This window comes from Halomonas sp. MS1, assembly GCF_024182575.1.
Lineage (GTDB): Bacteria > Pseudomonadota > Gammaproteobacteria > Pseudomonadales > Halomonadaceae > Vreelandella.
In genome coordinates this window covers 3,780,181-3,794,638 of sequence record NZ_CP098926.1, presented here as the reverse complement: position 1 = coordinate 3,794,638, position 14,458 = coordinate 3,780,181, and the positions used below count along the sequence as shown (strand labels likewise).

Here is a 14,458-nt window from a genome sequence, read left to right as displayed (position 1 = left end):
CTAAAGTGCTGCAGGTAATGGATTTGGTTTATGGGGTGGCTTTGCTCATCCCGCTAAGATAGAGAAAAAAACAAACCCCCGCTCGAGGGGCAACTCGGCGAGGGTTCTGATCAATTCCCCATGAAACAGCATGGAGACGATGTATGGCTAATTATAGGCGCAGTGGCGGAAAAACGCGACTGCGCGTAGGAGGTCGCATGTCTGAGAAAGGCGCAGATCGAGCTGGAATGTTATTGGCTGTAGGCGGTCTATTATTGGGAGTAGCGGCGGTAATAGCTGCAGGTGCTGCGTTGGCACACGCTCTGTTGGAATTCGCCGTGAAGCTGCGGAGGAGCGTAAAGACTATTGCGGCTATTTGGGGCTATCAACCGCAGGTAGAAGTTCTACAGTTCAACAAACAGTTGATTAATTGGCACCTGACGCGTACGCTTAATAAATCATCTGAATGTCCTTGGCGAGCTCGTCAGGGTTTTTTATTGTCAGATAGATAAGAAATTTGGAGGTCACCATGTCTGCACTGTTGAAACAAGAACGCCTGATCATTCCTGCACGCAAGGAAGGTGAGCGCGTGAAGGCGCGCCCGTGCATTGGTGATCATGAAGAGCAGCTAGCCAAAGTGCGTGAAATGTCATTCTCTCGTTATGAGCAGGCTTATCGCAAACTCGCTAAGGTCTAATTTTGATGGAGGGATGTGGAGACACTAAGCACCTTGGCATTCGATACCTTCCAGTTTGCGACATCATAAGCATGAACAAGAGGATGCTTGAGCTTACGCCAGATGAGCATTTTGGCATCCTCAACCCTTCGGGCCTTGAAAGCGCCCAATGCAGACCCGCCCAGCACAGTTTTTACAGCCAAGATGATGACGTTTTCACGCTAGCGGCTGTTCTGGGCGAAGCTTTAGTTCAAAATCATTGTTTTAATAATGCAAATAAGCGCACTGCTGCTGGTTGTGTATATGATTTTCTTGCTTTGAATGGCTGGGAGCTTACTGCTCCAGAAGATGATTCGGTCACCATGTACCTAGGCATTGCCACAAAAGAATATTCGATGGAAGAGTTTTCGGACTGGCTCTATTATTGGGCAAGAGAGTTTGACACTTCTACATTGAACAACTAACCCCGCCACCGCGGGGTTTTTTGTGCCTACTGCACCGCATGCGGTGCATTTATACTTAGGAAATTAATTCACCAATAGTCACCGAGAGTGCTCTTAAAGGGGTTCTAGCGACCCGGGCGATCTGCCACGGGCATGCGAATCTTCTCCTACCGCACTACGCGGCACTCAAAATAGGAGAGGCAAACCATGCACTGTAAATGCAAACAGGCCAATCGGGCGGGATGTAACCGCCATAAAAACGGGTATCCTATATACCGTAGCTTGACGCCTGCGCCGAGTTGGGCCACCATTCCCTTGCCGCTGCAAAATCAGTGGCTCGGGTTTGGTCGCCCGAATAGAGTAAGGCGCAGCAAAGAGCGCTTATATCAGCGCTTTTTTTATGCCTGTTATGGCGGGCTGCGTGGGGACACCTTCGGGTGTGCCGGGCTCCTTGCTCTCCGGTCGACCAACCCTGCGCAGTCCGCCTCCATCTTTTTGGTCGGAGTGGTGGCGGATTCTCAATTAAGAGCGAGGGTCTAAGTCATGACAGCTACTACCACTACCCAGATTACTACCCATCCTGAAGACTTCATCAAGTCTGTTCAGGGTGCTTTGCGTACCACTTCGCTAAAGGTTGCATCCGCTTTTGGAAAGAACCATCGCGACGTGCTTCGCAAGATCGATAACCTTGATTGCAGCCTAGAATTTGCGTCAGCGCATTTTTGCGCTCACGAAGAAACCATTCAGGCAGGAGCCGTTAAGCGCCGATCCAAGGTGGTCGAAATGGATAAAGATGGCTTTATGTTTTTAGTGATGGGCTTCACTGGCCAGAAAGCCGCGCAAATTAAAGAAGCCTATATTAATGCCTTTAACTGGATGGCGCAGAAGCTAAGTCGCACCGCCACACCTGACGAGCGTGCAGGCCTACGCGCTGCAGTGACCATGCTCACTACAAAGCGTGGCTTAATGCACAGCGCTGCCTACTGCCTGGTGCACCACCGATTCAACGTCGACCACATCGACGAGCTAAGCCCCGAGCAATTACCCGAAGCGGTCGAGTACGTTCACCGCATGGCGCTAGAAGGCGACTACCTAGGCAAGCAAACACTGCCCGCGCCCGTAGCGGAAACCATCGACTACCCGCTAGCGCGGAAGTGGCAAGATTGGCAAGAACATCAACTAGTGGGCATGGATGCGGAGTATCACTCGGATATTCGTCGCCTGCTAAAGCAACTGGCTGAAGCCTCCCGCACTGGTACCACCATTCGGGTGAACAGCATCGCCAATGTGCAGGAAGAGCTTAAAGCGCTTACGCACCTCTGCTCTATGAACGGCATCAACAAACGCGGTGCTCAAGAAAAGCTGGCGCACTTAGAAAGCTTGGTAGCATCGCTGGCGAAAACGACCAACTGCATGCAGAGCACGCTGGCGCGGTAACCATCAAGTAACCTACAAGGCCCGCCACGCGGGCCGTTAAATGACTGGGCCAATGCTGCCCAGGCATAGCCCGTGGGTGGTAATAAAAATTAGAAAACATTCTGCTGCTCGTTTATGGTTTCTTGAGGGAACTATAAAAAGGGGAAGGAGATGGATTGGTCACTCTATGAGGATGAAGCGGGGTGTTTTAAGCCCAAAAGGCTATCGATAACCAAGGGGCCTATCAAGGTTAAAGATGAAACAGACCTTCAGGATATGCGGGCAGATCTGAAAGGTTTGCCCATGGAAAAGGCCAAGCAACATTTTGAGAAGTTTTTTAACGATGAATACACTTATGAGCTTGAGGTCGAACCGGTAGAAAGCGCGTTTAACCGAGCGCCAAAGGCGGTGCTTCGTGAGCTTTACTGTTTCAAAGGCCAATTTTCTGCGTTAGAAGAGCTGCTAGATATGCAGCCAGGTATCGACTCTATTCCGTTGCCGTTGTCTGAAGCTCAGACACACCAGGCATTAAAAGCGGATCTTATTAAGCGTTGTCTTCCCAGTAATCAGGAGGAATGGGAGTCCCTGCTTTTTCATAGCCATAAGGTCACTGAGCTAAAAGCATTGATGGCAGAAAATGGGCTAGAGCCAAAAGGCAGAAAGGCGGAACTAGCGAAAGACTTAGCCGCCTTTGCAGTTGAGCATCCTGAAAAGTTGCCACCCGGCTATGAGTTCGTACCAAGCGAAAAACTATTGCCCGCCTTAAAAACAGTTGTTTCTGGGATGATTTCTGAGTTAGCTGTCGCCATCCAAGGCCACCCTTATTACTACCAATACAACGCATGGCAAGAGCTAATGAGGGAATGGCCTGCTTATGAATGGCCTTGGCTAGCGGACATAGTAAAGAGTAACGGCGGTGCACCTGGTGCGGCGGCGATCAAAGAGATAAAACAGTCAGAAAAAGTAAGCAGTCATAGTTCGTATGACGACGATGAGTGGTCGGGGTACGGCAAATCAACTCCAACCCTAAAGGTTGAAATTACACCGCCGCCAATTAAGCCGACTGACACCCCTAAACCAGAAAAGCCAGTGCCCCTAGTCAATGCCCAGAGCCCTTCAAAAGGCGAGTCTGAATGGGCTTCAAGCGATTTTGAAAAGCCTGTTGAGGTGCGATTTAAGTACCAAGGGGAGAGAGACCAAAAGCCCAAAGATCGGCATGTTCAAATAGAGCGAGTATCGTCCAAAGGTGGCAGGATCGTCCTTAAAGGGATGTGCCTAGAGAGCATGGGCATGAAAATGTTTATGGTAGACCGCATGGTGGGCGAGATCGTCAGCCCCGTTACAGGTGAGCTACTTAACCCGCATGAATACATGAGATTAGACGATCTACGAAAAGCGATTGCCTTGTTAGCCCGTAAGCCAGAGAGCAAGCCCGTTGAGCCATCCGCTGATGAAGGAGGCGTAGAAACGACACGCTTGGTGAAGGAGGAGGAAGCCACAAGCAATATCGTTCCAGAAAAGCAAGGTATCATGCGTCGCATTCTCGACATGCTAGGTGTTAAGTGACAAACCTTAAATTGAGAATTTTTGGCTTAAGTAAAAGGATGATGGGATGAATAAAATGCCTGATAGAGAGCGCTGGATTGGCTGGGTTGCGCTGGCTTGGATACTGGCAGCGGTTGCCATTATTGGGGGAATAGCAGCCATTAGCATGGCGGGCTTTATTGAAGTGGCTCGCCCAAACAGCTTTGGCCGGATGGAAACGGCTAGAGAGCCAAACGTATTCATTTGGGCAATTGCGATTGGTCAGGCGGTGAGCGCCGCAATGCTCGCCGCGATCTTCAGCATGATCAATAGCATCTACCAAAACTCGTGCGATCAGATGGCGGGTGTTGATTTTGGTGAGCCCAAACCAGATCTGGGTCAATACTCTGACGCAGTTGAAGGAGAAGTCGAGCCCTCCAATACTGAAAGCGGTTATAAAGGGCTGAAGGTTATAAGTGTACATAGGGCCTCACCACTTTCGGGCTTGATAAAAGAAGGGTTTGTTCTAATCAGCATCAATAAAAAGCCAGTGCTGACAGAATTGAGTGCCGCAAAATCTGTAGTGAAGGGCAAGAACATCATAGAATTCTTGAATTCTGAAAGTGTTAGGCAAGCTTACGCTATCCAAATGGAGCCAGGTCCTTTGCATATAAAATTTGAAACGTAATAACTAAAGATCATAAAACCCGCTATGGCGGGTTTTTTAATGCCTGATAGTTAACCAGCCCGCCGCGAGCGGGCTTTTTTGTGCCCGTAATTTGAGGCGTACCACCCATGGCTAAGCAATACAAAACCGGCTTGATCATTACTGGCGATGCTAGTGGTGGTATTCGGGCCATTAAGGCTACGGATAACGAACTAGGTAAGTTAAACCAGGGGTTCGACCAGGGCTCGCGCCGTAGCCGACAGTTTAATCAGGATGTGAACGCCACTAGCCAAGGGCTAACCGTTCTCAAGCGCGCAGCGGCGCCGATTGCTGGCGCTATTGCTGGCATGTTTGCGGCCAATACCCTCCAAAATCAAATCGATTGGGGCGACCAATTACAGAAAACCAACCTGCGCATTGGGGCGAGTACCGAAGCCCTTAGCCAGTACAACTATGTGGCCAAGCTTTCCGGCGTTGAGTTTGGGCAGCTAACAACGGCATGGCAGCGCCAAACCCGTCGCATCGCGGAGGCAGCGACAGGCACGGGCGTCGCTTCGAAAGCGTTAGACCGCCTCGGGCTTAGCGCTAAAGACCTCAACCAGTTAGCGCCTGAAGAGCAGTTCGAGCGTATCGCTGCCGCCATGCAGAACGTGGAAAGCAGCAGTGAACGTGTGGCGCTGGCGCAAAAGCTGTGGGATAGCGAAGGCGTTAAGCTGGTGCAGATCGTCAACCAGGGCACCGATGCTATTGCCGCTATGCGCGCTGAAGCGGATGCGCTGGGCCTAACGATCTCTCAAGATACCGCCAATGCGATGGCCACCTATAACGACGAGGTGGATCGTCTCAAGTTTGCGGCGCAAGGGTTAAGCCAAACGCTGGCGGGTGAGCTAGTGCCGACGATGACGTCGGGGCTGCAAGCAACCAGTGCGTTTATTCAAGAAATTGGTGGCGCAGAGGTGATTCTAAACGCGCTAACAGATGTTGTAGGTATAACTGCCGCATTGCTGGCGGGGCGCTATACCGCCGCAGTTGCCGCTTCTACGCAGAAGATGATAGCGCGCGAGCTTTCGTTACGCGCCCAAATAAAAGCAGAAGTGGCAGCAACCGCCGCATCAACCCGCCGAACGGCAGCAGAGCGTCAGTCTGCAATGGCGCTGCTGAGTACGGCGCGAATTGAAGAGCAAGCCACCCGAGGCACGGCCGCACATGCCTTTGCATTACAGCAGCTATCTATCGCTCGTGTTCGTGCCGCCGAGGCAGCAGGTGCCCATACGGCGGCCACCAACATAGCCACGGCTGCAACGCAGCGTGGTACGGTTGCCGCGAGAGGGCTGGCGTCAGCATATGCGCTAGTGGGTGGGCCACTCGGATTGCTGGTAGGTGGTGCGGGCCTGCTCTACGTCTTCCGCGACGAGCTAAACCTTACCGGCCAGCGTGCTGGTTTAACTGAGGATCAAATACACGACCTTCGCGACGAAATGAAAGGCATGTCGCAAGATGATCTAAGCGGCTCGCTGTCGTCTCTGAATGCAGAGCTGGACACAGCCACTATCAAAGCCGCAACCGCACGCGAGGAACTGGCTAAGCTGCGTAGCGAGAGCCGTGGTAGTGGCGCGCTAGGCTTTGGTGGTGGTGAGCTGGGATCTGAAATATCAGGCATGCAGGCAGTAGCTGAGGCTCAAGAGCGCATCGCTGAGCTGAACGACAGGATCAACGTGGCTCGTGGCGAAACTGCTAGCCGTATTGAGCAGAATGCCAACGCTTTTGTCGTCTACGCGGATCGAATCGAGGAGGCTAACGAAGAGACACGACGCGCCGAAGAGTTAAATAAAACGCTGTCTACGTCAGCCGCCGACGCAGCCGACAAAACCACCACCCTAGCCAATGGCTACGAAGATCTACTCGACCGCATCCAGCCTAACCGCCGTGCAGCGCGCCAATATGCTAAAGATGTGGGCGTGCTTAACCTGGCGTTGGCAACTGGCCGCATGACCACCGTGCAGTACATGCGGGCTATGGGCATGCTGCAAGAGTCGTTTCAGGCTGCGCAGCGGGAGAGCGACGATCTAACCGTGGCCGTTACTGATGGCTCCGATGAAATGACGCGCGAGATGGAGCGCTTCGGTAATGCCGTGGATGACGTGTTCGTTGATGCGTTCAAGGGCGCGTTTGACAGCTTTGAAGACTTCGCTGATGGCCTAAAGAACGCCTTTGAAACGCTGATGGCTGAGCTGGCCTATGCGGCGGTTAAGAACGAGATCAAAATCCAGCTCGGCATGGGCACTAGCGGCATGATGCAGGGCGGCATTAGCCAGTTGTTGGGCGGTGGTTCCGGCGGCTTTGGCGGTATCGGCAACCTAATCAGCGGCGGCAAATCCCTGCTTGGCATGGGCGGCTCTAGCGCTGGCGGTTTGTATGCGGGCGCGGCAACACAATCAGCAGGCACCCTTTACGGCAGCGCGGCTACTGGCTCCGCTATTGGCACCGGTGCGGCTGGCGGAGGCTTCCTCTCAAGCGCCGCAAGCATGGCTGGCCCGATTGCTGCGATGTACGGGCTGGCGTCGATGGGCAACAGTCTATTCGAGGGTGCAGGCCTATACGACGCACTGGGCATTAAAACCGGTGGTCGCAGCTCTGAATTCTTGGGGCAGATTGCGCCTATTGGCGGAACGATCATCGGCTCGGCGCTGGATGCGCTGGGCATTGGTGGACGTTCGCGCGGGCCTAGCTTCGATTTAATGACGACCGACCGCGACCCCAACACCATTTTTGAAGACGTTCAGCACGGCGTCACTGCGACCGGCGCTTTCGGGAATGTTGGGTTTCACGGCGGCAACACCAACCGGCTCGAAGAGACTTTCGGCAGCTTCGATAACGCTACCCAATTCTTGGAAACGATTGCGGCCACCGATGACATGATCGCTGCTTTGGCTCCAGGCGACATTGAGGCGATGACGCATGCTATTCAGCAAATGCGGCTCAAATCGTCGGATGCTGCGGGCATTGCCGACCAGCTAGGTGATCGCACAAAAGCCGCATTCGGCGCGATGAGCGGCGACTTTGGCGCATTCGCTCGCACGCTAACAGGCAGCACCGAAGAGATTATTGCCCAGGCGCAGGCCACGCAGCAGGCGCACGCCCTTCTTACTGGTGCCTCCGAGCGCCTGGGGCTGCAATTTAATGTTACGGGCGGTTATGCGTACGAAGCAGCTCAAGATATAGCCCAGCTCGCAGGCGGCGTTGAAAATCTGGCAGCACTGCAGCAGTCGTACTACCAAAACTTCTTTAGTGAAGCAGAGCGTGCGGCGCATCTAACCGCCGACCTGACGAGCGCCCTGGGCAGCATGGGCTTGCAACTGCCAGAGACCCGCGAGGGCTTCCGCCAGCTTGTTGAAGCACAGGACCTAAGCACCGAGTCTGGACGCCAGGCATACGCTCAGCTACTCCAGCTTTCCGCCTCATTCTCTGAGCTAACGCCCGCTGTCGAAGCGGCTGGCGATGCTGCCAGCGGCACAGCCGACGCATTGCGCGAACGTGAGCAGTTAGAACGTCAACTGCTGACACTCCAAGGCAATACCGCTGAACTACGCCGCCGTGATCTTGATGCTCTCGACTCAAGTAACCGCAGTCTACAACAACGCATCTGGGCGCTTGAAGATGAGCAGGAGGCTCAACGGGAGGCGGAGCGTGCCCAGCAAGAGCGCATTCGAGCTATCGAGCAGGAAGCCAGCGCTTGGCAGCGCGCCCAGCAGCAACTTGCCAGCTTTGGCGTCAGCATCGACAGTTGGATCGATAACCTGCGTGGTACTGATGCGGGTCTTGGCACCCCAGGCGATCAGCTTGCGGCGGCATCAGCGGCATTCGATGAGCAATACGCTAAAGCCCTGAGCGGCGATCAGGCGGCGCTAGGCAGCATCACGCAGTATGCAGACAGATTTATCGAAGCCCAGAAAGGCTGGTCAGCCAGCGGCGAGCAGACGGTCAGCACCATCGACCGCGTGACTGGAATGCTCGAAAAACTGCCCGATCAACTCAGCCCTGAGCAATTCCTTGCTGAGGAGTTCCGGGGAATTATTGCCGAACAAACAGACGTGCTAGGCAATATATTTGAAAATGGTCTGAGCGATACAGTAGCGCAGCTTTCGAAGAATTTTGGCGAGATCGATGGCAATTTGGATGGTCTTCTGACATTCCGCGAGCTAAAAAACGCGCTGGGTGATAAGGCGACGGATGCGCAAATATCGCTATTGATTGCGGCGGTCGACACTAACGGCGACGGAATGATTAGCCAGCAAGAATTAACCAACTCGCGCATCAATAGCTTGTCGAGCGATATTGCAGCGGTGCTTGTTAATGAGTTCGACAGGGTCGACATTAGTGCTGATGGGTTGATTGATTACGACGAGTTCCGTAACGCGTTTGCTGGCATGGCAACTGACGAAGAGCTTAAGCGAATTTTCTCAAAGCTAGATGCGGATGGCAGCAGTTCTATCAGCATCGCCGAGGCTCAGCGTCAGCTGCTTAGCGCAATCCGTAGCGCTGACGCAAATACCGAGGGGAGCATTAAAAACGTCGAGGACTTCCTGTATAGGGCGGGCAGTCCTTCTTGGGGTCTGCGTGTATCAATGTCCCATCACCAGGATACTGATGCTGTTAAATCGTTTGGCTATCACACTGCTAAAGAAATGCGGAAAGAGTTTAGTCCAAGCGGCACAGGCATTGGTGTGTCTCTGGCAGCCCCCCAAAATGGCGACGGCGCACGCTCGATTGCGAATGCCTTTAAGCAGGTTCTGGGCGCAAATTCGGTCAACGGATCGCACGCAGATGGCTTGGCGCGCGTCCCGTTTGACGGCTACATAGCAGAGTTGCACAAAGATGAGACCGTGTTGACCGCCGATCAATCCGACGCGCTCCGTGGATTAGCAATCGGCCCATCAATGTCGACGGCTAGCATGTCCGCGCCTGCAATTAGCATGTCAGCTCCTCCCCTTCCTCAGTTCCCGCTACTTAATCAGAGCGATCAGGCTCAAGTAAATCAGGACTTACTGAATGAGGTTAAAAAGCTACGTGAAGAGCTTAACCGAGCGCTGAACGACGTTAAAACCAACACCGGCAACACTGCGGATGCGGTGGCTACGGCGGCAGTGCGCGCTGAGCAGCAACGGTCAGAGCAGACGGACGAGCTGAGAGACGTAGCGCGTAACAGTCGCGTTAAGGGGCGCTACCCATGACAGACGCGCAGTATGAAAACTGGCTGGCAAACCTGTCAGCCAATCGCATTTTGCTTGCCGAGCTGCACCACGCGGGAGGCATTGAGTACGTGGCCACCGGCGGCTTTGTCTCACGTCCGACTGATGCAAACCCTAATCGCCCTTATATCGACATACTCAGCAAAGCGATTGATATATCGACGCGCATTGATGGGTTGGCGGGTTTCGGTCGTCTAGAGCTGTTCGACAACGGCGAGATAACAGATTGGGCAAACCGTGCCTGGCATGGCCACCCAATTATTTTGCGCTTGGGCGCCCCTGACTGGCCGCTTGATGATTTTCGTGTGCTTGCCAGAGGTAGAAATGCTGGGCTAAAGGAAGGTCGTCGCGGCGTGATCGTGTTCGATATGGAGGACGAAAGCAGCATTTTCGATCAGCAGATTGATACGGGCGAGCTACCCGATGCAGGTGGTCCTGTGCCACTTGCGCTGGGCAGCGTGTACAACGCCCATGCGTATCTGCTGAGCACCGCCCCTTATGCCTTTAAAGCCTCTTATCTGCCCGTAGCAGCGCTAAACCCTAAGGATAACGGCAACCCGATAGCGCACGTTAACGACCTCGCCAACGGTGCGTTTGAGCTATCAAACGGTCTGATTGGCACGCTAACTGTAGACATTGAGGAGCAACACAACACTCCGGCAGAGGTTTGCCAATGGGTCGCAGACTACTACAGCGTGCCGCTGGGGGATGTGGATCTACCGAGCTACACCGTCGGGCTGTATTACAACGGCGATGTGACCGGGCGGCAAATCCTTGATGAGCTGTGTGAGGGCTTGGGCGCGTACTGGTATCGCAACGCGCTGGGCGAGCTAGTGGTGCAGCAGCATCAAGAAGCGGTGACGGCTGATTTGATGCTAGTCAGTGACGAAATCGAGTACGACAAAATACGCCTGACCGAAACACAGCCACCTTGGCGGGCGTTAACGCTTCGCTACCGCCGCAACTACTCAACGCTAAGCACCGTTGCGGGTGCGATTGAAGAAAACGACCCCAGCGAAGCCGCGCGCCTGCGTAACGAGTGGCGGGAAAGCCGTGCGTCGCAGAGCGTGAGCTACTACCCGCTAGCAGAGCAAGCAGAACGCGCCGAGCGTAACAGCGTGATTCAGAACGAGACTGACGCCAACACCGAACGTGACCGGCTGTTAGCGCTACGTGGCGTGCGTCGGGATGTGTGGAGCATTGAAGCACTCACCCCGCCAGTCCAGGCGGGCATGGCCATTGCCGTTGATCACCCCAGGCTAATGGGCCGCATCGGCCGCGTCACAAACGTTAGCCGATCACCGACGCGGGGCACAACTAACCTGGAGCTTTGGCTATGAATGAAAACCTGCGCATTATTTTTGACAATGTGCATGACGCCGCAACTCTCACCGCAACATCCGAAGCCTCGCCCCTCCTCCCGATTGAAAACACGCAACGCTCAGGCCGTAGTTATGTCTGGCGTTCGCTTGATACTACTCAGCAGGTGATAACAGGGAGCCTGGACGGACCGCTTTCAATTAACGGCGCGGTTATTTATCAACACAACCTAACCAACTTGGCAAAAGTGCGTGTTGAGTATTTGCGGCGCGGCGATGTTGTTTATGACTCAGGTGAGCTGATAGCTGCAGAGTTGATCCCGCTCGGCGAATGGGTAGCAGGTATCGACCCTTGGGGAGGCAGTCAGGTTAACAGTCTGCCAAACGTGCAGTTGTCGGTCTGGTCGCCAAGCTTCTTTGTTGACAGCTACCGCATAACGATTGATGACCCTGCAAATCCTGATGGATTTATACAAGTACAGCGCATTGCGGTTGGCGACTATTTCTCGCCCAAGTTTAACGCTGCTTATGAGCCAGTTCTTGATTGGGTGGATACATCTGAACATCGAAAAACTGAAGGTGGGTCATTAAACACTGTCGGGGGAAGTTTAAGCCGACGATTAACAATTGACCTTAACTTTTTAGACTCCTCTGATCGTTCGAAGTTAACGCTAAAAGCTCTAAAAAGCGGAAAAACCTCAGATGTATTTATCAGCCTTTACCCAGCTAAAGGCGGGATAGATGAAGCTGAGCATGAGTTTTTAGCGCGTCGCGAAAACAACTATTCCCATCGCCACAAATTTTTCAATAACTGGAAAAACCAACTCGTCTTTATAGAGGTGTAACAATGCCAACGCCAAGCATACCTGATTGGGAATCAATGAATTTCGCCGAGGGTGACACCGTAGAGGCGATTGAAAAGCAGAATGCTCAGAATGAGGCCTTGCAAACATTCAGCACTCAGCTAGTCAATTATGTTGAGGAAAGCGCCGAAGCACTGCTGACGTCTGGCGGCAAGATTTTTCCGACAGTTGCTGAAGGGTTGGTGGCGGCTGAGAATGACGGTTATTTTTACGCCGAAAACCCAGACCCCAATATTTCAAAAACGCTTTATCAGCGAATCTCTGCAAGCGAAAGCCGCAAGGTGGCCGACGACCCCAGTGCAGAATTCGTTGAATCCATTGCATTAAATGATGCTATTAGCATTAACAGCGGTAAAAACTACCCACTGAAGGCGATTATCAGGGATGGCGTTTTATCGGAAGCGGGCAGCAGAAACTATAATGAGTTCCTGATAGATGCGAAAGTGTACGGCCCTTCAAAGAGTATCGAAGGATACTATTTTAGAATAGGTTACTTTCAAAACGATGTATCTGTTGGTGTAACTCAAGATAAAGGCGTAATGATTCAAAGGCTGCCAATAGCTACTTACTCTACGAACTCCGATCCAGAAATAATACACCACTACGCTGACTCCCCTATTGATTTTGTCAGAGGGTCAGGCGTCCAAACAGTTGTTATTCGCCCCGATAGAACGCTAGAGCCTATTGAGATTTATCTAACTATCGATACTGATAAAGTTTATCCGGCTGGGCAGTTTATAGACTCAAGAGAGCCTGGAAGTCCATCAGGTTCATGGATTATTGACACGTCGTGCTATGTATCTAATGACGCTGTTGCTTATGACTCGCTCACAGTTAATCGCGGAAAACCCTACCCGCTTGCGAAGCGCAATATCGGCGGCGTCGTTTCGGGTGAAAATAGCGATTGGTCAAAATTAATCCTTGACGCTTATGTTGTTGGTGCAGAGCGTGGGAAGCTATACCAAATCAGCTATTACCAGAACGGCGGTGTAATTGGGTCTGCAGGTTACGGGTGGGTGATCCGAGAGCGAGATGCCGCAGATCTTGATACCGATACCGGTGATGGTATTCGAATCGAAAATCGGGATAACCCGGATGAGGTCATTGATAGAAATGGCGGCATACAAACGATAAGTATTGTTCCTGCGCTACGCCCTGGCATTGAAATAAAAATCACGGTTGATGCCGACCAGCTCCCGCCTGATGGCGTCGCAATAACATCAAACGATAATACGCGAGACGGCTGGAGCTGGGTGATAGACCCTAGTCGCTATGCGTATAGAAACGATATAGTTTTGCCGTCACTTAGCAATTCGAATGTGACGTGGAACAAAGCTGGAAGCGATCTAGCTGTATCGTATTTTTCAAATGGTCATTACTACAGGATCACATTCGGCCTCAACGGGTTTAACAATCTGCCTAATTTTAAAAAGGTCGAAATTTCTACAGATGCATTTAACTGGACAAACCTCGTTGACTCACCAACAGACTGGTTACCACCCATACAGGTGCAAGCCGTTAATAATGGCGATGGCGGCAGCAAGATCTATACGGGCGGCAACCATGGCTCTTCCGGCAGCGCGGGCGGGAGTCAAACGGCAAGAAACGTGCACTATTCAATTTCGCCGGACAACTACCTGCTGACTAGTGATGGTTCCGGCTATGCTAATGCGATCATTGTAACTGTTGTAAATGAGGTGATGGCGTACAACACGATTACTACAGAACGCTATGTAATGAGGGAGTCGTACAAATTAGTATTCAGCGTCGGCGGAGTCAGTGTTACGGCAAAGCGTCAGTTTTACGAGGACGTTATACTAGGTAACGATAACGGCCTGCAGGCAACAACTAGCGCGTATGAAAATGTTGGCACGTATATGATATATGGGGGGCAGCAGGGTCGTGCCGTCTTTGATGCCAACCGTGTTGGAGCCGGTGCCGCGTCATCTTATCCAGATGCATGGGCAACTGTTTTCCTAGAGCCCGGCGCGGGCCAGTTTGTGGTCTGGATGGATCGCGAGTTTGGAGCAGGGGCTGGCACGCTAAACCCCAGCACTTACGTGCGGTTTGGGTCGGGCACTAACTGGAAAATCTACAACAACGTTGCTGGCTTTGATGACTTCCCTCTTAGTGCTGGGGATGAGTACAGCTGGCGAGGAGGATACGGCTGGTCTATGCCTAGCTCAATAGCTGACATTGACTCGATGTTCACTTACAGAAATGGAGGAGAAATATTTGCAGCATATGCAGTTGATAATGAGGACTGGTGGTCTATTTAAGCCTCTGGTCTGATATAGCGAAAGCCTGCCGCCTTGAGCGGTT

The 14,458-nt window shown here is 52.6% G+C and carries 10 protein-coding genes; all 10 read left to right on the top strand.

The window, feature by feature from the left end; genetic code table 11:
- The first annotated feature begins 197 nt into the window (after positions 1-197).
- The 10 genes from NF683_RS17500 (at position 198) to NF683_RS17455 (ending at position 14,415) form a co-directional block, all read left to right on the top strand.
- Positions 198-491 carry a hypothetical protein gene (locus tag NF683_RS17500; protein ID WP_253920542.1) on the top strand — a complete coding sequence of 98 codons (294 nt, stop codon included), beginning with the start codon at positions 198-200 and terminating at the stop codon, positions 489-491.
- Between the two features lie 17 nt (positions 492-508).
- Positions 509-676, top strand: a complete 168-nt coding sequence (locus NF683_RS17495) for a hypothetical protein (RefSeq protein ID WP_253920541.1) — start codon at positions 509-511, stop codon at positions 674-676.
- 5 nt (positions 677-681) lie between these two features.
- On the top strand, positions 682-1,119 hold the full coding sequence (locus tag NF683_RS17490) for a type II toxin-antitoxin system death-on-curing family toxin (RefSeq protein WP_275050921.1): 438 nt from the start codon (positions 682-684) through the stop codon (positions 1,117-1,119).
- A gap of 522 nt (positions 1,120-1,641) precedes the next feature.
- Entirely contained in the window at positions 1,642-2,535 is an 894-nt protein-coding gene (locus tag NF683_RS17485; protein ID WP_253920538.1) for a Rha family transcriptional regulator, read from the top strand.
- Between the two features lie 150 nt (positions 2,536-2,685).
- Positions 2,686-4,080, top strand: a complete 1,395-nt coding sequence (locus NF683_RS17480) for a hypothetical protein (protein ID WP_253920537.1) — start codon at positions 2,686-2,688, stop codon at positions 4,078-4,080.
- A gap of 46 nt (positions 4,081-4,126) precedes the next feature.
- On the top strand, positions 4,127-4,726 hold the full coding sequence (locus NF683_RS17475; RefSeq protein WP_253920536.1) for a hypothetical protein: 600 nt from the start codon (positions 4,127-4,129) through the stop codon (positions 4,724-4,726).
- A 107-nt stretch (positions 4,727-4,833) separates the two neighbouring features.
- Positions 4,834-9,936, top strand: coding sequence for an EF-hand domain-containing protein (locus tag NF683_RS17470; RefSeq protein WP_253920535.1), 5,103 nt, complete (start codon positions 4,834-4,836; stop codon positions 9,934-9,936).
- A complete protein-coding gene (locus NF683_RS17465; RefSeq protein WP_253920534.1) occupies positions 9,933-11,294 on the top strand; it encodes a hypothetical protein in 1,362 nt (453 codons plus the stop codon). Before NF683_RS17470 ends, NF683_RS17465 begins: the two co-directional genes overlap by 4 nt.
- Complete coding sequence (locus NF683_RS17460) at positions 11,291-12,118, top strand: hypothetical protein (protein WP_253920533.1); 828 nt, start codon at positions 11,291-11,293, stop codon at positions 12,116-12,118. Before NF683_RS17465 ends, NF683_RS17460 begins: the two co-directional genes overlap by 4 nt.
- Before the next feature lie 2 nt (positions 12,119-12,120).
- The gene (locus NF683_RS17455; protein WP_253920532.1) at positions 12,121-14,415 is read left to right on the top strand and encodes a hypothetical protein; all 2,295 of its coding nucleotides are present in this window, start codon (positions 12,121-12,123) and stop codon (positions 14,413-14,415) included.
- The last annotated feature ends 43 nt before the right edge of the window (positions 14,416-14,458 follow it).

Bases quoted from the DNA above. Each gene is read 5' to 3' on its own strand.
- NF683_RS17460 (WP_253920533.1), top strand. From the start codon at position 11,291: ATGAATGAAAACCTGCGCATTATTTTTGACAATGTGCATGACGCCGCA.
- NF683_RS17480 (WP_253920537.1), top strand. From the start codon at position 2,686: ATGGATTGGTCACTCTATGAGGATGAAGCGGGGTGTTTTAAGCCCAAA.
- NF683_RS17475 (WP_253920536.1), top strand. From the start codon at position 4,127: ATGAATAAAATGCCTGATAGAGAGCGCTGGATTGGCTGGGTTGCGCTG.
- NF683_RS17485 (WP_253920538.1), top strand. From the start codon at position 1,642: ATGACAGCTACTACCACTACCCAGATTACTACCCATCCTGAAGACTTC.
- NF683_RS17455 (WP_253920532.1), top strand. From the start codon at position 12,121: ATGCCAACGCCAAGCATACCTGATTGGGAATCAATGAATTTCGCCGAG.
- NF683_RS17495 (WP_253920541.1), top strand. From the start codon at position 509: ATGTCTGCACTGTTGAAACAAGAACGCCTGATCATTCCTGCACGCAAG.
- NF683_RS17465 (WP_253920534.1), top strand. From the start codon at position 9,933: ATGACAGACGCGCAGTATGAAAACTGGCTGGCAAACCTGTCAGCCAAT.
- NF683_RS17470 (WP_253920535.1), top strand. From the start codon at position 4,834: ATGGCTAAGCAATACAAAACCGGCTTGATCATTACTGGCGATGCTAGT.
- NF683_RS17500 (WP_253920542.1), top strand. From the start codon at position 198: ATGTCTGAGAAAGGCGCAGATCGAGCTGGAATGTTATTGGCTGTAGGC.
- NF683_RS17490 (WP_275050921.1), top strand. From the start codon at position 682: ATGGAGGGATGTGGAGACACTAAGCACCTTGGCATTCGATACCTTCCA.